The following is a 20446-nucleotide window of genomic DNA, read 5'->3' as shown; positions in this document are numbered from 1 at the left end:
GTTCAGATGTCAGAACTTCACCCAACGCAGACGGCCCGCACGCCCGGCGAGGAAATTTTAGCGGTCAACGCGGTCAGCCATGGTTATGACAAGGCGCACGGCGAGCTGCTGATCCTCGACGGCGTCAATTTGTCGCTGCGGGCGGGCGAGATCGTCGGGCTGCTGGGCCGATCAGGTTCAGGCAAATCGACGCTGCTGCGCATCATCGCCGGCCTGGTTACCCCCACCGCCGGTGCGGTGAACTATTTGGGGCGGCCGTTGAACGGCCCCGCCCAAGGCGTCGCCATGGTATTTCAAACCTTTGCGCTGTTCCCCTGGCTTACGGTGCTGCAAAACGTCGAGGCCGGGCTGGAGGCGCTGGGCGTCGCCCTTGCCGAACGGCGCGAGCGGGCGCTGGCGGCCATCGACCTGATCGGCCTGGACGGCTTCGAAAACGCCTACCCGCGCGAACTCTCCGGCGGCATGCGGCAACGCGTGGGCTTTGCGCGCGCGTTGGTGGTGGACCCGACGCTGCTGCTGATGGATGAGCCGTTCTCGGCGCTGGACGTATTGACCGCCGAAACGCTGCGTACCGACCTGCTGGACCTGTGGACCGAGGGACGGATGCCGATCAAATCGGTGCTGATCGTCACGCACAACATCGAGGAGGCGGTTTTCATGTGCGATCGCATCCTGTTGCTCTCGTCCAACCCCGGCCGGGTGATCGCCGAAATCAAGGTGCCGTTCAGTCACCCGCGCAACCGGTTGGATCCGCAATTCCGCCGTCTGGTGGACGATGTGTACGCCAAGATGACCGCCCGCCCACATGACGGCAATGTCAAAAAAGGGTTGAAGCTCGGTACATGGCTGCCGCACGTCTCCACCAACCTGATCGCCGGCCTGATCGAAACGCTGGCCGCCGCGCCCTATTTCGGCCGCGCCGACATGCCGGAGATAGCCCTTTCGCTGCATCTGGAGGTGGATGAACTGTTCCCCATCGCCGAAGTGCTGCAGTCGCTGGGCTTCGCCGACGTGCGTGAGGGCGATATCTTCCTGACGCCGCCGGCGTGCGCTTTCGCTGATGGCGACGTCCAGGCGCGCAAAGTGCTGTTCGCGGAGCATCTGCTGCGCTATGTACCGCTGGCCGCGCTGATCAAAAACGTGTTGGACGAACGGCCGGGTCATCGCGCGCCGCGCGTGCGCTTCGAGCAGGAACTGGAGGACTCGCTGTCGGACAGCGCCGCCAAAGAGACGCTGGATACGGTCATCAACTGGGGCCGCTACGGCGAGATCTTCTCCTACAACGATCAAACGGCGTTCTTCAGCCTGGAGGACGTCGAGTTTTAACCTGCTGAGCCCGCCCCGGCGGGCACTCATGCCCTGGAGCAAAAAATATTCAACAAAACGGTTGAATATTAGCCTGCCTGTTCTATATTCAACCATATGGTTGAATTATCTTCCTCTCAGCTGGACGCCATTTTTCATGCGCTGGCCGACCCGACCCGCCGCTCGATGTTACGCGCGCTGGCCGGCGGTGAACGCAGCATCGGCGAACTGGCCGCGCCGTTGCAGATGTCGTTCGCCGGCGCCTCCAAGCACGTGAAAGCACTGGAACATGCGGGCCTGGTGCAACGCACCGTGCAGGGAAGAAACCATATCTGCCGGCTCGAACCCGAGCCTATGGCGCAGGCCATGCAATGGCTGCAAACCTATGAACATTTCTGGACTGAACGGCTGGATGCGCTCGAACAAGCGCTGCAGCAGCCCGAACAGCTTCCTCCCAAGGAGTGAACCATGAATGATTACGGCATGATTATCGAACCCGGCACGCTGCGCATCCAGCGGCTGCTGCCCGGCCCCATCGAACGGGTGTGGGCCTACCTGACCGAATCCGACAAGCGCGCCACCTGGCTGGCGGCCGGTGCCATGAAGTTGGAAAACGGCGCGCCGCTGGAGCTGGAGTTTCGCAACTCCGATCTGGCGGGCGAGCACGAACAACCGCCGGCCAAGTACAAACAGCACGGCGGCTGCGTCAGCAACCGCGGCCACATCACCTGCCTGTTCCCGCCGCGCCTGTTAAGCTTTACCTGGGCGGAACAGGATCAAGGGCGTCCTTCCGAAGTGACCTTTGAACTGACTGAGCAAGGAAACGCAGTGCTGCTGACGGTGACCCACCGGCGGTTGGCTAACCGCGACGAAATGCTCAGCGTCGCCGGCGGCTGGCATACCCATCTGGATATCCTGCTGGATCGCCTGCACGATCGCGCGCCGCAACCATTCTGGAGCACCCATGCCCGGCTGGAAGAAGAGTACCGCGCCCGCCTGTAATTAGCTCTCGTCCCTGCGCCTGAACGCCAGATAGCCGGCGATCAGCGTGAAACTGCCGACCAGCAACACCAGTAGGATAAACCCGTGGTGATTGCTGGCCAGCGGGATCCCCCCGACGTTCATGCCGAAGAAACCGGCGACAATATTGATCGGCAGCGCCAGCACGGTGATCACCGTCAGGGTATAGAGCGTGCGGTTATTCTGCTCCATCAGCTTGGCGCCCAGCTCTTCCTGCAGCAGCCGGATGCGTTCGGTCAAACTGGCGAGATCGTTCAACACCACGGTGAACTCTTCGGTGAACTGCCGCAGATCCTGCACCACCTCACGGCTCAGCCAAGTCGGTGGCCGGTTCAAGAGGCGAAACAACGCAGCCGGCTCCGGCGCCAACAGGCGCTGAAAGCGCAACAGCATGCGGCGCATGCGCCCCAGCTCGGTGCGGTTGCGCTTGACGCGGTGAGTCAGCAAACGATCCTCGATGGTATCGACATACTGGTTGGCCTGCCGCACCACCTGCTCCAACACCTCCTCCTGCTCTTCCAGCAGATGCGCCAGCAGTTCGGTTGACGACGCCAGCTGCAGCGTCGTCAGGCGGCCAAGCAGCCTTTCGATCAGCCGCACCGGTTTGTGACGCACGGTCACCACCAGCCCGCGGCAGCAATACAGCCACAGCGTCGCCGTTTCCGGGTTGCTGTCCTCGGGGTGAAAGATCACGTCGTTGAGCACGGCGAACAGATCGTCCCCCTGGCGTTCAATGCGTGTGGTGTGGGATCCGTGGCGAATTTCGTGAAAGAAAAAATCGGAAATGGCGAAATGGTTTTTCAGCCACTTCTCCGCCGCCGCGTGATTGAGATTCAGGTGCAGCCAAACAAAACCGTCGCCGGGCGGCAATGTCTGATAGGCCTGACAAACCTGCTGCGAGTTAAGACGCGCCGGCGGTTTGCCGGAGCGAAATAGGTGGCCGTAGATCAACCCGGTCACTTCATCATCGAAATCCAGCTTGTGCATCTTTTCCGTTAACCTTTGCGCCATCACGCCCTTTCCTGCCTATTGCCGTTAACCCAAAACGTCACCCGCTGTTATAGCAATCTTTATCTGCCAACGTTAATGATTTTCAGTGTTCCTGATGATTAATATTTTCGTCATATAAACGTCATTTACATTCAAAATAGTTTCCACTTCTGGCCCGTTCAGCGCCGGCACAATGGCGAAATGAATATAGCGACTGATACCCTCCATCATGCAAGACACATTCATTTAAGGAACACGAACAATAAGGAGATAGCGACAATGAACAAGTTTATTATCGGAGGATGGAGCCAGTCTCTGACTGGCCAGCCCCGCAAAGCGTTCGATGTCATGATGTATGGCATGGTGACCAACCTTGATGGATTGACCACAGGCACAGCCGCTCATCCAGGCTGGAGCCCGGAAAAGCAAAATGAACCCGATACACTTCCCGGTTTCAAAGGAAAGACGCTCTGGGTTTATGGCGGCGGCGGATGCTCCCCGCAGCAAAAGCCGGCAAATGAGGATGACGTGTTGCGGATCGTCGCGGCCACGGTAGACCGGGGCTGGGATGGCGTCGATTTTGATGACGAATGCAATATGAACACCGAGCGGGTCATCGAAGCCATGAAACGGCTAAAAGAGGCTCGAAAAGAGGCCAGCTTCGGTTTTATTGCCGGTTATTCTTACAACCACCCCAATACGGAAAGCGGCAAAAAGCTCAACGAGAAAGTCAAAAAAATCATTCGGTCAGACCAATGCGATCGCTTTATCCATTACTGTTATGCCGCGGCGATGTGGAGCAATGACGATATTCTCGCGAATGTAATCCCGGCATTAAGGCAATCATTGGCAAACGGCGCCGAGAATAAAAAGTGCATTCTGGCCCTGACGACCAAAGGATTGACCGACTGGAATTTAAATTATTTCATCGATCAGGTGCTGGACTTTAACCTTGGCGGATTATTTATTTGGAATTACGCTAACCTGACGGATGAACATTATAAAATCATCACGGACAGATTAGGTCATTAGCAAACCCGACCCGTCATCGCCTGAAAAGCGGCCGCATTCGCGGTCGCTTTTCAGATAAAGCATGCGCTATTCAATAAACCCCAGCTTGAACTGCGCCTTACCCGCCAGCGAGGTCAATTCAGGCGCCTCCGGGTAGCGAGTCAGAAGCGGGAAAAAGACGGCGCCGCCGATAATGCTGCGGCTTTTTGAATCCGCCGGGCGCAAGCCCCAGATATTCTGGTATGTCATCGGCGCAAGCTGGCCGTCAACCCGCGCATTGCCGATATACAGCATGATATGGCCAGGGATGTACACCAGCGTGGTGAACGGCTTACCGTGCTCTTTGAGATAGCGAAGCCGGTCACGGGTGTTCGCTTGAGCAAGATCAACCACCCGGTTTGCCGCCTGTATCTGCGCGGCGGAATTTCTGGGAAGAAATATCCCAAAAGGCATCAACAGGCTGCGCAGTTCGGCGGAGCAGTCATTATTGAAGTTAGAGTTCCCCCAACCATAGGGCCTGCCGTTCATCGACTGCATCAGGGTGGCAAGATGCTCAGGCGTCATTTCCCACGGCATGGCGGCAAACTCTCCTGCCGGCAAAACGACCCGGCGCATCTGTGCGTGGCCATCCGCTCGGCGAACCGGCACGGCGACGACAAAATGTCCCTGACGATGCCGGTAAAATGGCAACATCGTGCCGTGGCGCGCCGTAAAATAAAATTGGCCGCCGGCTTGCACCGAGACCGGCTGTTTAATGAATGCCCCCAGATTTTTCTCCGCCAGCGCCAGCCATTCGGTGACAAACTGCCGATCCACCGCCGCGATGTCTTCGCTATGCACCCATCCGATCACCGTAGGCGACGCGACGTAGTTCCAGCGTTTATCGCGGCTTTGTGTAATAACGTATACCGGCGTACCGGGACGGATAGATGAATCCTGTAAATTATCAAACGGATAACCCTGTCCAGCCAGGCGAGGATCGTCATAAGCCGGATCGGCCGTCGGCAGGATCCTGACCAGCGTTTCCCTGACTGCAATGCCCCTGCCCGCAGGATGGAACGCCTTATCCATGTCGGTCGACGCGTTATCTCTGACTTGCTGTTTCCAGCGGTCAGTGTGAGTCCTGAAGTTTTCCCCCCAGGAGACACTTTCACTTCCCAGGTATTTATCCATTGCGGCATCACGGCGGCTTTGCGCTTCACGGTTCAGGACGGAAGCGATGTAATGCGGATTCCAGGGGGATTGATCATTCGGCCCCATGCCAAAATAGTGGGATTTGAGGGCGGAGAAATGGTGCTGCTGCGCGGCGGCATCCATCACGGGCACCTGCCGTTGCGGGCCATAGGGGATCCATTTATCGACAGATTGCGAGTAGTTACCCAGCGGGAATAGCGATTTGGTCGGATCGATAGGGATTGTCGCTACGGCGTCTTGAGGTGGCTCTCTGACCGGCGCACTATGGCAGGCCGACAACAACAGAAGCATCATCAATACAAAGGGTTTTATTCCATTAGGCATTTTTTATCATCTCCGTGACAGGTGAAAATTTCTTCTTCATCCTGACCAGAAGTGATTGCAAATGATACTCAATAACACTATCGATTGACGCCCGGTTGAGGAACAAAACGCAAAAGCAAGCCCGCCCGCTTGCTCCTGCGCCCTCACATTCTCACCACGCCAACAGACGTTCCAGCGCCGCCGCCGGCCCTTTACGGCCGATAAGCGCCGCCCGATGCCAGATAGAGCCGCTGTCGCTCACCCACTGCTCGCTTACCCACTGGCGCCGGGCCAGGCTGCGCAGCGCCTGGATGCTGTCGAGGGTGTTATACACCAGCCAGGCGCCGAACAATACGCCGGCCAAGGCGATCCACAGATTAACCGTTGCCGCCAGCTGCGTGATCAACAACAGCAACAGTGCCATCTGCAGTAAGGTTTTAGCGGTGAAAGCGCACAGAAAGAAGGTCCGCATCCGGTTTTCCAGCGCAAAACAGGGGTTGGTTAACACCTGGCGGGTTTCCTGTACCGGAATGCCTTGCACATAGACCATCCATTGCGAAGCCCGCCGGGGATTCATCGCCACGCCCTTTTCCGCCAGCTGGTGTAACCGCATCGAAACAGCCACCGGCCAGACGAGCGCGAGCAGCAGGCAATAGAAGAACGCCGCACTGACGCCGCACACGCCCAATCCGATCGCGGCCAGCACCGCCAGCAGAGCCTTGCCGGAGTAAAACCAAAACGGCACCACTTGGTAATTCATAAAGTTCCCTTTTAAGTCCATTAACCAGTCCGATAGATTACTCCCTTATCAAGGCGTTAAACGCGAGGGAACAAAAAATTTTTGCTGTTGCGCAGAACGCGATCGGCCCCTCTATCCTGCGCCGCCAAACCTGCTACCCTGCGCCTTTTGATTTTTGACAGGAGTCTTCCATGCGCCAACGCATCATTGTCTGCCCGCTGATTGAAAACGATAACGCCTTCCTGCTGTGTAAAATGGCCGCCCACAAAGGCGTATTTCCCGGCCAATGGGCGCTGTCCGGCGGCGGCGTCGAACCAGGTGAGCAGATAGAACAGGCGCTGCGGCGCGAAGTGAGCGAAGAGCTGGGCACCGCGCTGATCCTCGAGCGCATCACGCCTTGGACCTTCCGCGACGACGTGCGCATCAAAACCTACGCCGACGGCAGCCAGGAACAGATCTATATGATTTATCTGATCTTCGACTGCCAGGCCGCCAACCGCGACGTGACGATCAACGATGAGTTCGACGACTACGCCTGGGTGCCGCGCGAACGCCTGGGGGAGTACGATCTGAATGAGGCCACCCGTTTTACCCTGCAGCAACGCGGGCTGTTATAGTTTTCGTTGACGGTTTGTATAAGTACCGCCCTATTTTCTTCACATTTGCCGGTCAGACTCTTGTGATATTTTTTAATCACTTAGGGTCATTATTGCCGCCGTTATGCTCTTATTTAACCTTTCTCTCCGCTTTCCCGCCCGGCGCTTCGGCGCCGCTGTCCTGTTCAGCCTGCTGTCCGTTCTGACCACCGCGCACGCCGCCGCGCCGCTGGCGCTGCATGCCAAATCGGTGCTGGTCGTCAATCAGCGCACCGGGAAAACGCTGTATCAGAAACAGCCTAACCGCGTCCTCCCCATTGCTTCGCTCACTAAACTGATGACTGCGATGGTCACCCTGGACAGCAAGCGCCCGCTGGGCAACAGGATGAGAGTCACCCCTGCCGATCGCGATCTGCTGAAAAAAACCCATTCGCGGTTGACCATCGGCTCGGTGCTCAGCCGCCGCGACATGCTGCACATCGCCCTGATGTCTTCGGAAAACCGCGCCGCTGCGGCGTTGAGCCGCAACTATCCCGGTGGACGCAGAGCCTTTGTGGCGAAAATGAACCAGAAAGCGCGCGCCATCGGCATGAAACGTGCCCGCTTCTACGACCCGACCGGGCTGACGCCGCGCAATGTCGCGACCGCCCGCGATCTGCTGCAGATGGTCAACCACGCCTATCGCTATCAGACCATCCGCCGTTTCAGCACCGACAGGCAGCGCGTCGTCTTTCCCGGCCGCGGCCAACTGGTCTATCGCAGTTCCAACGGTCTGATCAACAACGCCGCCTGGAAGATTCAGCTGCAGAAAACCGGGTTTACCAACGAGGCGGGCCACTGTCTGGTGATGCGCACCACCATCAAGGGGCAGCCGATTGTGATGATCCTGCTCGGCGCACGCTCGCCTTACGGCCATTACAGCGACGCCATTCGCCTGAAGGCCTGGCTGGAGAGATAACACCATGGCGCTTTACCGCTTTGCGCATATACAAATTCGTTTTGGATCAATGGAATATCCTATCACCAATCAGTATTAAGCCCCGCGTCGTCCGCATGGTATTTGTCAGGCATATCTGATGAGGAAAGGAGCGGGAAAATGGCTTATGCCTTGAGCATATTGGAAAAGAGTCCGATCGCCGACGGGGAAAGCGCCGCGCAGGCGCTGGCGCGCACGCTGCATCTGGCGCAGCAGGCGGAACGCTGGGGATATCGCCGCTTCTGGCTGGCGGAGCACCACAACACGCCGCAGCTCGCCTGCCCGTCGCCGGAAGTGCTGATCGGCTACCTGCTCGGCCAGACGTCGCGCATCCGCATCGGTTCCGGCGGCGTGATGCTGCAGCACTACAGCGCTTACAAGGTGGCCGAAAATTTCAATCTGCTGGCGGCGCTGGCGCCGGGGCGCGTCGATCTCGGGGTGGGCAAAGCGCCCGGCGGGCTGCCGCTCGCCACTCAGGCGCTGCAGGCCGCCCATGACCGGCAAAACAAACCGGCCTTCCCGCAGCAGCTGTCGCAGCTGACCGCCTACCTGAACGACGACGCGGAACCGGGGCTGAGCGCCACGCCGTTGCCGCCGCATGCCGCCCAGCGCTTTCTGCTCGGCGCCAGCAAAGAGAGCGCAACGCTGGCGGCTGAAGCCGGCTGGGCTTTCGTGTTCGCCGCGCATCTAAACGGCAATCCGCAGGACATCCGCGAAGCGCTGGCGCACTACACCGCCCTGAGCGGCGGCCGCAAGGCGTTGCTCGCCGTGGCGGCGATCGCGGCGCACAGCGCGGAACAGGCCGCGGCGCTGGCGGCGGATATTCAGCAATACCGCGTCCACGTTGCCGGTGAGCAGAGCGTGACCGTCGGCAGCCTGGCGCAGGCGGAGAGCTTCGTGCAGCAGGCCGGCGCCGCCGACTACCGCATCGAGCCGCGAGAAAGCCATATCCTGCTCGGCACGGCGCAGCAGGTCCATCAGCAACTGGCCCAGCTGCAGCAGCGCTACGGCGTGGAGGAGTTCATCATCGACACGCCGATCGGCGAGCCGGCCGCCCGATTAGCCTCCCTGCAGCTGTTGGCGGAAGAGAGCCTGACGCCGGCCTAGTTGATCGCCGCCCCCGCCCGCATGGCTTCGGACAGATCCTGCGCCAGCGGCGCCAGCTGCGCCGGCGTGACATTGGCCAGACTGACGCGGAGCGCAGGATCGCTCTTCAGGCGGAAAGGTTCCCCACCCTGCACCAGCCACCCCCGCTGCGCCATCAGCTGCGCGGCGGCGGTTTCCGACCGCACCGGCAACCACAGATGCAGCCCTTCGCCCACCGCCAGCGCCGTGTGATTTAACGCGTTGAGCCGCCGGACCAGTTCATCCCGCCTGGCCTGATATGCCTGCTGCGCCCGCCGCAATTGCCCTTCCTGCAGCGCCTGTCCCCACAGTCTGGCGGCAATCTGCTGCAAGATATGGCTAACCCAGCGTTCGCTGATGTACTGATCGGCGCGCATTGCCTGCAGCAACGTCGGGTTGCCGCAGGCCAACGCCATGCGCAGATCCGGGCTGAGAAACTTGCTGAGCGACAGCACGTACAGACCGCGATCGTCGTCGAACGGCAGATGCAGCGGCTGGTGCGACAGCGGCCCCCAGAAATCGTCGACGATCGCCAAACACTGCGGGTTGTCGCTCAGAAAACGCCGCCACTGCTGGGCGCGCTGCGCCGAGAGCGAAGCGCCGGTCGGATTGTGGGCGCGCGGCGTCAGGATCACCGCGCCCGCGGTGCCGCTTTCCGGCAGCCGACAGCCCTGATCGTCCACCGCCAACGGCAGCGGCCGCAGGCGCAGGTGACGCAGCAGCGTCAATAGCGGCGGCCAGCAGGGATCTTCTACCCACACCGCCGCTCCCGGTTGGACATGACAGCGCAGCGCCTTTTCCATCGCGTCCAGCGCGCCGGAAAATACCGCCGGCTCCCCCAGCTCGACGCCCTGACGGCTCAGCCATTCGCGCCCCAGACCGGTCAATACCGGCAGATCGCCGCTGATGTCATAGCCGCTTTGCTGCGGGAACACCTCCGTCGCGCCCAGCGCCAGCGCCGGCAACAGCGCGGCGTCCAGGTTGCCGCTGGCCAGATCGCACATGCCCGCCGGCACCTGACGTGGCGCATAGGCCGAACTCACCGCCGCCAGCGGCGGCTCCAGCACCAGCGTCCCCGCCCGGCCGCGCGTCGCCACCAGACCGGCGTCGCGCAATCTGGCGTAGGCGCTGGCGACGGTATTCGGATTGACCTCCAGCTCCGCCGCCAGCTGGCGAACCGGCGGCAACAGCTCGCCCGGCCGCAAGACGCCGTCTTTGATGCGTGCGGCGATCTGCTCGGCAATCTGGACAGCGCCGCCGCCTTTTGCATACAATGAAGTCATACATAAATCCTTTTGTACTAGTTCAAACAAGATTAGCAGCTTCTGCGGACAAAAGTAAGGGGTTCCATGGATAAACATTACGTGCTCGACATTCAGTATGCAGGAAAAGCCTTCGCCCGCCTGCAGATGTTCACCCCCTGGGCAGCCGATCAGCTGGAGCAGGCCTGCGCGCTGTTCCCGGCCGCGCAGGGTTATCAGGTGCGGCTCAGCCAGGTCAGCGAGCGCCGCATCGTCTACCAGAGCGGCGCGCAGGGCATCACTGTGCTGGGCGAGTCGCTGGCGCTGACCCCGTTCACTCAGGCTAGCGAGGTTAAACAATGAAAAAAGCCGTTGCCATTCGGCACGTCAATTTTGAAAACCTGGGCATCCTCGGCTCTCTGCTGTCGCTACGCGGCTATCAGATCGACTATTACGATGCCGGCCGCGATGATATTCGTGCTATCAATAATGAAGAAACCGATCTGTTGGTGGTGCTGGGCGGGCCGATCAGCGCCGCCCAGCACTTTTCCGGCGCCCTGCGCTATGACTTTCTCGATCATGAGTTAACGCTGGTCAAACAGCGTCTGGCGCAGCGGCGACCGACTCTCGGAGTGTGTCTCGGCGCGCAGGTGATCGCCCAGGCGCTGGGCGCTGAGGTGATCTCGCTCGGCGTGAAAGAGATCGGCTTCGCCCCGCTGACCGCGGCGACGGAGGATTCAGTACTGGCGCCGCTGGCCGATACGCCGGTGCTGCACTGGCACGGCGATATGTTCATGATCCCGGACGGCGCCCGCTGCCTGGCCGGCACGGCGCTTTGCCCGCATCAGGCCTTCGACTATCAGGGCTTCGCGCTCGGTCTGCAGTTTCACCTGGAAGCCGATCATCGCGATCTCGAACGCTGGCTGATTGGCCATGCCTGCGAGCTGGAACTGGCCGGCATCGCGCCCCAGAGCCTGCGTGAACAGGCGGCGCGCCACGGCGCACAGCTGGAACAGCGCGCACGGCAGGTGTTCGCGCGCTGGCTGGATAATAACGAACTCAGGATGTAACCCATGCAACAGATTTCACCCTTGCGGTCACCGTCCATCGACGCGATCAGCATACAATCTCAGGTGGTTTACGGCAGCGTCGGCAACGGTATCGCCTACCGCGCTCTGCTGAAAAAGGGGCTGGAGGCGTTGCAGGTGCCCAGCGTGTTGTTCGGCTGCCCGCCCTATTACGGCAAACCGCACGGCGGCGTCATCTCCGGCGAATGGTTTGGCGGCTTCCTCGACGATCTGATTGCCCGCGGCGTGATGCAGCGCTGCCGGGCGGTGATCGTCGGCTACCTGGGCGACGTCATGCAGTGCCATATTCTGGCCAACTGGCTGCAGCGGGTGCGCGCCCTCAATCCGCAGATAAAAATCTATATCGATCCGGTGATGGGTGACTACGGTGAAGGGATCTACGTGGATGAACGCATCGTCAACAGCTATCGCTCGCCGTTTCTGCGGCTGGCCGACGGCCTGACGCCGAACGGTTTCGAACTGGAGCAACTGTGCGGCCGGCGACTGAACAGCCGGGAGCAGACGCAACACGCCGCGCAGGCATTGTTGAACGACACCACCGAATGGGTGCTGGTCACCAGCGCGCCTGGCGTAGCGCAGCACGAAGACGAAGTGGGATTGATGCTGGTCACCCGGAATGAAACGCAGTGCTTTACCCATCCGAAGGTCAAATCGGCGGTCAAAGGCACTGGCGATCTGTTTACCGCGTTGCTGGTCAGCCATCTGCTGCACGGCGCCGAACTCGGCGCGGCAGTGGTCGCCGCCGCCGGCGAAGTGTGCGACGTGCTGGCCGAAGCGGCGCAGTTCGGTTGGGAAGAGATCGGCAGCCTGCGGGCGTTAACCTAGCGCGTGAACAGGGGCAGCCTGCTGCCCCGCCTCTCCCGTCTTGACTTTTCACCATGACGATAATTCCGCTGCGCACTTTATTTATTGCCCGTCAATGATGCGCACAGTAATGATAAATTAGTGCACTATATATAAAAGATTAAACAGCTAATGATTAGAATAATTAAAATCCATAACCACACTCAACATATTGATTTGTTGAAATTAAAAAAAACAGAAAATAAAATCGCGAAAAACATTCTGTTTTTTTTGATTTTTTAAACTATTCACCCCCTTTTTTACAACGCCGTGATTTTATTGATTATCTGTCACATAAAAATAAATACTTAATTTATTTTTATGTATGTGTTGATTTTTCAAGCGCCATTGCTATTGTTGAATGTGAGTAAAACGCGGCGGCAAAGCGATTCACCACCTCCTTTTTATACCATCCAGCGTATAAGGATCTGACTATGCCTATTAAAAAATACGTCATTCTTGATAGCGCGCCAAAAGCTGTCGGCAATTCCGATTTTATTTTATTAGGCCTAAAGAATGAAGGTTTTGCCAGAGGATGTCCGATGTTATTTGGCGGTACTGCCGATGCTAAAGACGGCCCGGTCGATGGAAAAAACTTTGCGTTAAATGTAATAAAAAGAGAAACCTGGGAAGAAACCAATCAGAATATCGGCGTGGAACAGGTGGTAAGATATCAGGTTTATCCCAATGACATCAGCGTTTATACCAGCAAAGACTTCGCCTTCACCGGGAAAGTAGCCATTGGCGGTGAGTTCGCCTGGATTAGAAAAGTCAGCAAAGGCAAAATAAAAGCCTATTTTAAAACCAAACCTACAGCCACCAAAGACATGTTCGCCCAGGAACTTTACGCAATGACGTTGGATGTCGATATTGAACCCACCGATGCGGAATTCGAACAGTATTTATCTTCAGATTGCCTGAGCGCTATTTACGCTTACTGCAAAGAAACCTGCAAATAACCCCTAATGAAAGCGATGAGCACGCCATGATAATGGCGTGCTCCCTGGCAATGCCATTCATTTATTGGTGCCGATATTATGCTCACAAAAGATTATACGTCAGATGAGAAACGCATCGTAAAAAACGTTATCGATCGGTATGAAAACAGCGGCGTATTTCTGATTGAGCCTGGCGACCCGACTCTCGTTCAATTTTATGATATCCAACTCAAGCTGGCCGGCGTTACCCCAGCGGCGGCGCCGCAGTTCACCCGCCTCTGGCAGCAGACAAAAAGCGCCAGGCAGGTATCCGGCCGGCTGGGCGAGGCCGACAGCAACGGCGTCCAACCGGTCTACAGCATTGTCAGGCTGGACTCCACTGACGGCAGGCATTACCAAACCGACGCCATCGGTTCTCTGCCGGTCAAGGCGACCAATGTCACCCAGACGCTTGGCCTGTTTAACGGCAGCGCCGATAACGTCGGCAATGTGTCCTATAAAAGCGACTATGTTTACACGTCAGACTGCACCATCGGCGCCAGCGGCGATTACCCACAGAGCCAAACCAGCGGCGATTTTCCGGTCACGGTAATCTACACCTTTGCGCAAACGGTCGGTCAGCAAACCGTTTACGGCGCTGAAATCGTCACGACGCAAAGCTATCCCAAAGAAATACGCAATGACTCCCCCAGAAATCTGTATAACCAGCAGATGATAAAGATCTGCCTGACCCGCGACGACGGCGATTGCGATTATCGCACCAGTTACGATCAGGACGGCACGGTTAAAGTGCCCATCAAGGGCAACATCACTTATTTTGGCAAGATAGACCTCAATAACGGCCAGGCGGTCAATGCCACCAACACCATATATCTGATTCGCACCCGCGCCGGCGGCGATCCCATTACCCCACTCGGCGGTTATAATATCTTCAACTCACCGGCGACCAGAATCAATGGCGATAACATCTCCTGGGATCTCAATTGGCTAAAATTCAATCGCGTAGATTTTGAATCCGGCGAACAGGTTTATTATGTTTTTAAAATCACGCTCAATGTGGAAGGCCGCAGCATCGCCGCATTTATTACCAATGCGCCCAAGGATATCGATCCCGATCGCCGCATGCTCAACACGGTGCAAATCAAGCCGATGCAGATTATTTACGGCTGCCTGGCGGCAGACACATTAATTACCCTGCAGGACGGCACAGAAAAAACCATCGACGCCATCGAACCCAACGACTTTGTGCTATGCGGCAACCATCACCCGAGAAGGGTTGAAAATATCACCACCGGGCAAGAGCAGAATTATATCGAGATAACGGCGCAGGGCGACGACGGACAACTATTTGGCATCACGGCCAGTATGGGGCACCCTTTCGTCACGGCAAACGGCATACTGACAGCCCGTGAATTAACGACGGGCATGCGCCTGAAAACATTACACGGGGAGTGTGAAATCACCGCCGTTTTAAATAAATCCGGTGAACTGCAGGTTTATAACCTGCAATTGAGCGCCGACCTGCCCTTGCAAAAAATACAGTGCAGCGTCAATACCTTTTACGCTAACGGCGTGCTGGTCGGCGACGCACTGGTGCAGCATCTTTATGAGGATGAATATCATCAACGCCCTCAGAATATCCTGCAGGCGCTGCCGGCCGAATGGCATACGGATTTCCACAATATGAACAGCAGAACGGGAAAATAAAATTATGTATGAGGGCCGTCCTGACTTTCAACACATTATGATTTTTGATAATCACCGCTTCGTCGCCGCCTATTTGCAAGACGACGCATATTATTTATACCCGGATGCGCTCAGCATTTTGGCCGCCGATCCCTTGGCCTTTTCGTTGGATATTGTCCGCAGCTACAGCACCGAAAGCCTGTATGGCTGGCTGAATTTCACCACGCAGCTGCAGTTCGCCGGCGAACAGAGCCTGAACGCCTTCAAACAGCAGTACCCGGATTGTGCGGTGAAAGCCCTGCCCGTTTTGCCAGGCAGCCTGGGGTTTGACGTGCCTATCGATTATCACAGCGACCTGTACGGGCAGCATTACGACGCCACCTGGTATACGGCGCAGGATATTCAATTTATCATTTTACTCAATGCGCAGAGCACGCAGCTGATCGAACGTACCCTGCTCGACGACACGCTGGGCTTCAACGCGCGCATGGATGGCTTCGTCGAAGGCGTATCACCGCGCCTGGCCTATATGGCGGAGTGCGATGCGCGCGCCCTTATCCTGGCGCTGGCGGCCGGAGTGGACGGCGCACACCCGACGGATGACGGCGGGATCGCGTTTCCCTACGACGGGTTGACGATTTACCTGAGCCGCAATCTCTCCCGCCTGCCGCTGGAAATCAGTCCGCCGCTGCCGGTGAACGATCCCGCCGGCGATCTGCTGTTCAGCCAGACATTGCTCGACCGGCTATACAATCTGTACGGTGCGCCTTATGCCGGCCCTGCCGCCAGTAACGTCGCGCAAATCCGTCTGACACCGCCACCCAGCAGCGGGCGGACTCGTGTTGACCTGGCCGCGATCGCGCTGGCCCAGCGGCCGCTTTGTTTTATTTTGGATCCGTTCGCCGCCGCGCAGCAGATCGCCAAAGTGTCGCCCGACACCATCATCCACCGCACCACCACTCCGCCGCTGCCGTCGGGAGAGCGAGAGATCAACGTCTTTTACGCTTATCCGCTGGGCTTGCAGGCCGGTGTCTCGATCGATATACAGCTGACCGTGCCGCCCGGCAATCTCTATCCCATCGAGCAAACGCAAACCCAGGCGCTGCAGCCCGACCGCTCCTGGCTCACGTTCAAGTTCCGCAACAGCGCGCTGAACGCGCAGCCCTTTTTTTACCAGTTGCGCGTGAACTATCCGCATGACGGCGTCTATCGCACGCTGCCGGGCGATCGACAGCCAAGCGAAGAAGACCAACTGCTGTTGGACTATACCGCCTTACCCTGCCGATTCCTGACGCTCAATATCGACCCGGGGTTCGCGCAGCAAAGCCGGCTTGGCGGCATTTACCACTCCGCCGACTGGCGTCAGACGCTGGCGTTAACCGCCTCGGCGCCCTATTTCAGCGCGCCAGTCCTGGATGAAAATACCTTTGCCGAGGTGACGGCCTATTCGCTGTCAGGTACCAGTGCCGTCTCTCTGCCTGCGCCGATCGCGCAAAGCGCCACCATCGGCGCCTACAGCTTCCCACAGTTTGGCGCGCAGCAGGCGACGATCACCGTTCAGCTGCCGCCGCAGTCGCTGAGCGCCACGCTGACCTTCCAGCCGCAGGATAGCGAGCGCACCAGCGATCGCACTTTCACGCATTCGCAGCCGAGCTTCGTCTACAAATGGAACGTCACCTCCATTTACGCCGCCGGCTTTCGTTATAAACCCCCCGCAGGCTCCTGGTCGCCCTATGTGACCGGCAACCAAACGATCGATATCAAGGGTGATACACCATGACCGATGAATTGGATCCACAACGTACGTTGCAAAACTTCTTTCTTCTTGACCGCGCGCTGGCGTTTCACGATCAAACGCGCCCCAGCGGCTGTTACACCTACGGCAGCTATACGCCGCAGGTGGTGCAGGAGACGCCGGCCGGCAAGATCAGCTCGTTGCATCTGCTGACCAGCCCCGGCGGCGGCCTGGCGACCTTCATTGCACCGAAGCTGCCGGTCGACAGGGCGGCGATCGAGGACTATATCCGCCGCCATTTCGTCCCAGCGCCGCAAACCATCACCCTGGAGCAGGAAGAGATCCAGCAATCGCTGTGGCTGCACTTCGCACAGCGGCCTGCCGCCGCCGCTTACAGCGTCGAATTCGAGCAGTCCAAAATGGCGCTGACCCATGAAGAGGCGGCCCGGTTGGCCAGCGCCATCCAGGGCACCCAAGATCAGGTCTATTTTCTCACCCGCAGCCGCTTCAGCGTCGGCAGCCGCGTCAGCGCCAGTTTGCAGGCCGATTGGGTGGCGTTTGTCACCCTGGCCTTCAACGAGCAGGCGCGCCAACCTGAAGCGATCGCCAAACTGCTGAACCAGCAGATCGACGCCGGCGTCGTCATTCTGCAAGCGGAGTACGACAACGCCCCTTCGCTGCAGACGCAAGAACGCGTTCGCCAGGCGCTGGTGAATACCGCCTCGCTGCTGATCGCCAACACGCTGCGCAATATCTCCTCGCCGGAGCAGATCCCCAACAAACTGAATTACCAAATCGAATACGACGACACCGTGCCACAGCGCTACCTGTTGGAACAGCAACGAGACATCGCCGGGCTGCTGAGCCAACTGCCGGTCGACGGCATCATCTCCTTTACCGCCACGCCCCTGCCGGAGCCCAGCAGACCGGACAAGCCCATCGAGCCTCAACGCTGCACCGTCAGCCTGGGGTTTGAGCCGAAAGGCTTCAATATCATGGCGATCGAGCTGCGCTGGGCGGATCAGCTGACCCCGATGGCGTGGCCCAATTTTCCGCCGGTGACGCTGGAAACCACAACGGCGGCGAGCGACATCGCGCTCAAGGTGACCTTCGCCGATTACACCAGCTTCGAGAGCAGGCTGGCGTGGCAGGACGCCATCGCGCTGACGCCGCAAGATTTGGGCTTCTACAGCCTGCTGTTCGACGCCGAGCATCTCAAAACCGAATTCAAGACGATCTCCGGCAGCGCCAGCTATATCCCGGCGGGCCAGGGCAAAAAACAGAATTTCACCTTCGCCTTTTCCGCCGCGCAATGGCAAGCCAACTGGTGGATCAACGCCCACGCCGCCGGCCTCAACGGCCGGGTGGACTATCGCTGGCAAGGGAAAACGGCGGCGCTATTCCCCAAAAACTACGATTCCGGCCCGCTACAGGCCACCACCGGCCCGATCAAACTGCAATACACCAAGTGACACCAACAAGAGGACCGCCCTATGTTAACCACCGCTTTGCAGCAATCGATAAAGATCGACGTCACCGAATATTTGGGCGTCAAGGAATACGCATACACCTGCTACGGCGACAGCGAGAGCAAGGATATCTTCTACGTGGTGCCGGAGATCCCGGTGTTTGCCAAACGGGACGCCGACACCCCCAGCTTCATGTTCTACAAATACCGCAGTGAAGATACGCAAGGCGGTTACGCGCAATTCACCGTGCAGCTGCCGCAGCCGAATGCGGAAATGAAAGACCGCATCCGCCTGCAGCTGTATGACGGCCTCGGCAAGCAAAACGGGCCGCTGGATAAAAAATCCCAGCTGATTGTCGCCTACATCAAGGCGAAACAGGCCTATGAAGCCGACCCGGAAAACAACGCCAAGAAGACCGCGATGGACCAGGCGCAGAAGAATACCGGGTTGAGCGACGAACAGCTCAACCGGTTTGTCGCGCTCTACGACAGCAGCAAAGGCGACGATCAGTTCCTCAGAGAGCTGATGCCGGCGGACGCCGCGAAAATCGAACTGATGCAACCGCGCTACACCTCGGCGCAGGCCATGCTGATCCTCGACGGCAACGATAAATTCTATCGCCAGATCCCAACGCCGCTGTCCCCCTCCGGCCTCGGCGACAACAATACCGTGTTCAGCCTGTCGCTGACCGGGGAAGGCGCCACGCTGTTTGAGCAGGTGCTGAAAGGCACCGATAAAAACTCCAGCGTCGGCGTGCGCTTCGACCTCTCCCTGGATGCCTCCATGTCGGCAGCCAAGGTGATCGTCACCTACAACAGCGAACAGGCCAAGTCCGTGGCGCAAACCATCAACCGTCACACCTGGTCGGCCGACGAGAAAAAAATCGAGCAGGAGTTTTACTCCAAAGAGGCGATCAAGGTAGACGTGCAGATCGGGCTGACGGCGGCGGAGATGGGCATGGAACCCGCCGCCTATGATAAATGGAAGGAGAGTCTGCGGAACTGGGGGCAACAGCAGGTCGAACAGATCCTGAGCAGCCAAACCGGCATCGACATGAGTCTCAATTTGCTGAACGACGCCGACGGTTTCGACAAATTCGAGTCCAAAATCTCGCAAACGCAGAGCTTCACCCGCGAGTATGAAGAGAACGCCGTGGTGTCCTCCACCATTTACCCGCAAACGCAGCTGCCGTCGATACGCTCAATCGTCGGCGAAGCCGATTTGGATCAGTACTTCAAAGAGTACGACCTCCACGACCCGTTCTATCAGTACATTCAACCGGAATTCTTCGTCACCGAAGACCTGGCGAAGTATGACATCGCCAATATCGTGGTCACCGCGATATACGATAACGATCTCAAGAGCACGCTGACCTTTACCCCGACAGATTCGGGGCCGAAAAAAACCGACAAGTGGTTTATCAAACCCGAGCTCGGCCGCGCCTACCATTACCATTACACCGTCAACTTCACCGGCATGCAGGCCAGGCCTTACCAGTCTGGCGAGATCCAGGTCAAAGACGACCTGGTGGTCACCATCAACGCGGCGCAAAGCGGCATCGTTTATGCCGATATCTCCACCCTGCTCGATCCGCTGGGCTGGGCGGTCTTCAGCCAGGTGGTCATCAAAACCCAATATGAAGACAAAGAGCACAGTGTGCCGCTCAAGCAATACACTCAGGTGGTCAGCGACAAAAACCCACCGGTGCCGTTTATTTATCCGATCGGCACCAACGTGGACAAGCCGCTCTATTATTCAGCCGACTACTATGCGCTGGACGGCGACAGCCTGACCTATCTGCCGCCGGGGGTGGAAACCAACCCGCAGCTGCCCGGCTATGGCGAAACGCGCGCCAATCAGATCCTGATCGCCAACGCCCTGCCGAAACAGCAGAAATACACCATCATCTTCAAACCGTCGCAAAAAGACATCACGCTGATTACCTTCGAGATGACGGTGAACTACCCGAAATGGGACTTCTCGCAAACGCTGCCTATTGCGTTAACCGAGTTCGATACCAAGTCGCTCACCCAATACCTGACATTCAACATGATGCAGCAAGGCAACGAGGTGGAGATCAGCTACACCGCCACGGTCTATTACGGTGATAACCAGGAGAAAACCGTCAGCAAACCGGTCACCGGTGCCAGCACCATCGTGGTCGTGACCTTCTGACGGCCGATTCCG

Annotated in this window: 19 protein-coding genes; 15 read left to right on the top strand and 4 right to left on the bottom strand. The window is 58.2% G+C overall.

All coding sequences use genetic code 11. From position 1 onward, the window contains the following. The first annotated feature begins 6 nt into the window (after positions 1–6). The 3 genes from AAIE04_RS13840 to AAIE04_RS13830 all read left to right on the top strand — a co-directional run bounded on the left by AAIE04_RS13840 (position 7) and on the right by AAIE04_RS13830 (position 2307). On the top strand, positions 7–1326 hold the full coding sequence (locus AAIE04_RS13840; protein WP_498577141.1) for an ABC transporter ATP-binding protein: 1320 nt from the start codon (positions 7–9) through the stop codon (positions 1324–1326). Positions 1327–1422: 96 nt separating this feature from the next. Further along, the gene (locus AAIE04_RS13835; protein ID WP_019455447.1) at positions 1423–1770 is read left to right on the top strand and encodes an ArsR/SmtB family transcription factor; all 348 of its coding nucleotides are present in this window, start codon (positions 1423–1425) and stop codon (positions 1768–1770) included. A gap of 3 nt (positions 1771–1773) precedes the next feature. After that, a complete protein-coding gene (locus AAIE04_RS13830) occupies positions 1774–2307 on the top strand; it encodes an SRPBCC family protein (RefSeq protein WP_016927616.1) in 534 nt (177 codons plus the stop codon). Here the strand turns inward: AAIE04_RS13830 and AAIE04_RS13825 are convergent, their stop codons facing one another. Next, positions 2308–3336, bottom strand: a complete 1029-nt coding sequence (locus AAIE04_RS13825) for a transporter (protein WP_025159767.1) — start codon at positions 3334–3336, stop codon at positions 2308–2310. A gap of 258 nt (positions 3337–3594) precedes the next feature. Here AAIE04_RS13825 and AAIE04_RS13820 point away from each other — a divergent pair, with 258 nt between their 5' ends. Further along, positions 3595–4347 carry a hypothetical protein gene (locus AAIE04_RS13820; protein ID WP_498577140.1) on the top strand — a complete coding sequence of 251 codons (753 nt, stop codon included), beginning with the start codon at positions 3595–3597 and terminating at the stop codon, positions 4345–4347. Between the two features lie 66 nt (positions 4348–4413). On the opposite strand, the gene AAIE04_RS13815 is transcribed toward AAIE04_RS13820, so the two are convergent. Both AAIE04_RS13815 and AAIE04_RS13810 read right to left on the bottom strand, forming a co-directional pair. Then, complete coding sequence (locus AAIE04_RS13815; protein WP_498577139.1) at positions 4414–5844, bottom strand: SH3 domain-containing C40 family peptidase; 1431 nt, start codon at positions 5842–5844, stop codon at positions 4414–4416. Between the two features lie 151 nt (positions 5845–5995). Then, positions 5996–6583: a hypothetical protein gene (locus AAIE04_RS13810; protein ID WP_498577138.1), complete on the bottom strand. Its 588-nt coding sequence runs from the start codon at positions 6581–6583 to the stop codon at positions 5996–5998. 170 nt (positions 6584–6753) lie between these two features. Between AAIE04_RS13810 and nudI the strand changes: the two genes are divergently transcribed. From nudI to AAIE04_RS13795, 3 genes are all read left to right on the top strand, one after another. Continuing rightward, complete coding sequence (nudI, locus tag AAIE04_RS13805) at positions 6754–7179, top strand: nucleoside triphosphatase NudI (RefSeq protein ID WP_063919526.1); 426 nt, start codon at positions 6754–6756, stop codon at positions 7177–7179. Positions 7180–7282: 103 nt separating this feature from the next. Further along, the gene (pbpG, locus tag AAIE04_RS13800; protein WP_498056162.1) at positions 7283–8116 is read left to right on the top strand and encodes a serine hydrolase family protein; all 834 of its coding nucleotides are present in this window, start codon (positions 7283–7285) and stop codon (positions 8114–8116) included. Between the two features lie 138 nt (positions 8117–8254). Continuing rightward, entirely contained in the window at positions 8255–9241 is a 987-nt protein-coding gene (locus tag AAIE04_RS13795; RefSeq protein WP_019455455.1) for an MsnO8 family LLM class oxidoreductase, read from the top strand. Here AAIE04_RS13795 and AAIE04_RS13790 read toward each other — a convergent pair. Then, positions 9238–10542 carry an aminotransferase class I/II-fold pyridoxal phosphate-dependent enzyme gene (locus AAIE04_RS13790; RefSeq protein ID WP_063919529.1) on the bottom strand — a complete coding sequence of 435 codons (1305 nt, stop codon included), beginning with the start codon at positions 10540–10542 and terminating at the stop codon, positions 9238–9240. The two genes, AAIE04_RS13795 and AAIE04_RS13790, sit on opposite strands and share 4 nt — an antisense overlap. Before the next feature lie 66 nt (positions 10543–10608). Here AAIE04_RS13790 and AAIE04_RS13785 point away from each other — a divergent pair, with 66 nt between their 5' ends. The 8 genes from AAIE04_RS13785 (at position 10609) to AAIE04_RS13750 (ending at position 20434) form a co-directional block, all read left to right on the top strand. Beyond that, entirely contained in the window at positions 10609–10863 is a 255-nt protein-coding gene (locus tag AAIE04_RS13785; RefSeq protein WP_063919530.1) for a hypothetical protein, read from the top strand. Further along, positions 10860–11570: a glutamine amidotransferase gene (locus AAIE04_RS13780; protein ID WP_063919531.1), complete on the top strand. Its 711-nt coding sequence runs from the start codon at positions 10860–10862 to the stop codon at positions 11568–11570. Before AAIE04_RS13785 ends, AAIE04_RS13780 begins: the two co-directional genes overlap by 4 nt. A 3-nt stretch (positions 11571–11573) precedes the next feature. Beyond that, a complete protein-coding gene (gene pdxY / locus AAIE04_RS13775; protein WP_432525160.1) occupies positions 11574–12413 on the top strand; it encodes a pyridoxal kinase in 840 nt (279 codons plus the stop codon). Positions 12414–12865: 452 nt separating this feature from the next. Further along, positions 12866–13390, top strand: coding sequence for a hypothetical protein (locus AAIE04_RS13770; protein WP_498577137.1), 525 nt, complete (start codon positions 12866–12868; stop codon positions 13388–13390). Between the two features lie 78 nt (positions 13391–13468). Then, on the top strand, positions 13469–15076 hold the full coding sequence (locus AAIE04_RS13765; RefSeq protein WP_063919534.1) for a Hint domain-containing protein: 1608 nt from the start codon (positions 13469–13471) through the stop codon (positions 15074–15076). Between the two features lie 37 nt (positions 15077–15113). After that, a complete protein-coding gene (locus tag AAIE04_RS13760; RefSeq protein ID WP_498577136.1) occupies positions 15114–16835 on the top strand; it encodes a hypothetical protein in 1722 nt (573 codons plus the stop codon). Next, positions 16832–18262, top strand: a complete 1431-nt coding sequence (locus AAIE04_RS13755) for a hypothetical protein (RefSeq protein WP_498577135.1) — start codon at positions 16832–16834, stop codon at positions 18260–18262. Before AAIE04_RS13760 ends, AAIE04_RS13755 begins: the two co-directional genes overlap by 4 nt. A 21-nt stretch (positions 18263–18283) precedes the next feature. Beyond that, on the top strand, positions 18284–20434 hold the full coding sequence (locus AAIE04_RS13750; RefSeq protein WP_498577134.1) for a hypothetical protein: 2151 nt from the start codon (positions 18284–18286) through the stop codon (positions 20432–20434). Positions 20435–20446: the final 12 nt, after the last annotated feature.

The sequence above is a fragment of the Serratia sp. Ae19-1 genome (assembly GCF_059801225.1).
Note: the sequence above shows the minus strand (reverse complement) of the source record. Positions and strands in the feature narration are given on the sequence as shown.

Coding starts and splice junctions, on each gene's coding strand:
- nudI (WP_063919526.1), top strand. CDS start 6,754: ATGCGCCAACGCATCATTGTCTGCCCGCTGATTGAAAACGATAACGCC.
- AAIE04_RS13815 (WP_498577139.1), bottom strand. CDS start 5,844: ATGCCTAATGGAATAAAACCCTTTGTATTGATGATGCTTCTGTTGTTG.
- AAIE04_RS13760 (WP_498577136.1), top strand. CDS start 15,114: ATGATTTTTGATAATCACCGCTTCGTCGCCGCCTATTTGCAAGACGAC.
- AAIE04_RS13840 (WP_498577141.1), top strand. CDS start 7: ATGTCAGAACTTCACCCAACGCAGACGGCCCGCACGCCCGGCGAGGAA.
- AAIE04_RS13750 (WP_498577134.1), top strand. CDS start 18,284: ATGTTAACCACCGCTTTGCAGCAATCGATAAAGATCGACGTCACCGAA.
- AAIE04_RS13835 (WP_019455447.1), top strand. CDS start 1,423: ATGGTTGAATTATCTTCCTCTCAGCTGGACGCCATTTTTCATGCGCTG.
- AAIE04_RS13820 (WP_498577140.1), top strand. CDS start 3,595: ATGAACAAGTTTATTATCGGAGGATGGAGCCAGTCTCTGACTGGCCAG.
- AAIE04_RS13795 (WP_019455455.1), top strand. CDS start 8,255: ATGGCTTATGCCTTGAGCATATTGGAAAAGAGTCCGATCGCCGACGGG.
- AAIE04_RS13790 (WP_063919529.1), bottom strand. CDS start 10,542: ATGACTTCATTGTATGCAAAAGGCGGCGGCGCTGTCCAGATTGCCGAG.
- AAIE04_RS13785 (WP_063919530.1), top strand. CDS start 10,609: ATGGATAAACATTACGTGCTCGACATTCAGTATGCAGGAAAAGCCTTC.
- AAIE04_RS13830 (WP_016927616.1), top strand. CDS start 1,774: ATGAATGATTACGGCATGATTATCGAACCCGGCACGCTGCGCATCCAG.
- AAIE04_RS13755 (WP_498577135.1), top strand. CDS start 16,832: ATGACCGATGAATTGGATCCACAACGTACGTTGCAAAACTTCTTTCTT.
- AAIE04_RS13770 (WP_498577137.1), top strand. CDS start 12,866: ATGCCTATTAAAAAATACGTCATTCTTGATAGCGCGCCAAAAGCTGTC.
- AAIE04_RS13780 (WP_063919531.1), top strand. CDS start 10,860: ATGAAAAAAGCCGTTGCCATTCGGCACGTCAATTTTGAAAACCTGGGC.
- AAIE04_RS13810 (WP_498577138.1), bottom strand. CDS start 6,583: ATGAATTACCAAGTGGTGCCGTTTTGGTTTTACTCCGGCAAGGCTCTG.
- pbpG (WP_498056162.1), top strand. CDS start 7,283: ATGCTCTTATTTAACCTTTCTCTCCGCTTTCCCGCCCGGCGCTTCGGC.
- AAIE04_RS13765 (WP_063919534.1), top strand. CDS start 13,469: ATGCTCACAAAAGATTATACGTCAGATGAGAAACGCATCGTAAAAAAC.
- AAIE04_RS13825 (WP_025159767.1), bottom strand. CDS start 3,336: ATGGCGCAAAGGTTAACGGAAAAGATGCACAAGCTGGATTTCGATGAT.
- pdxY (WP_432525160.1), top strand. CDS start 11,574: ATGCAACAGATTTCACCCTTGCGGTCACCGTCCATCGACGCGATCAGC.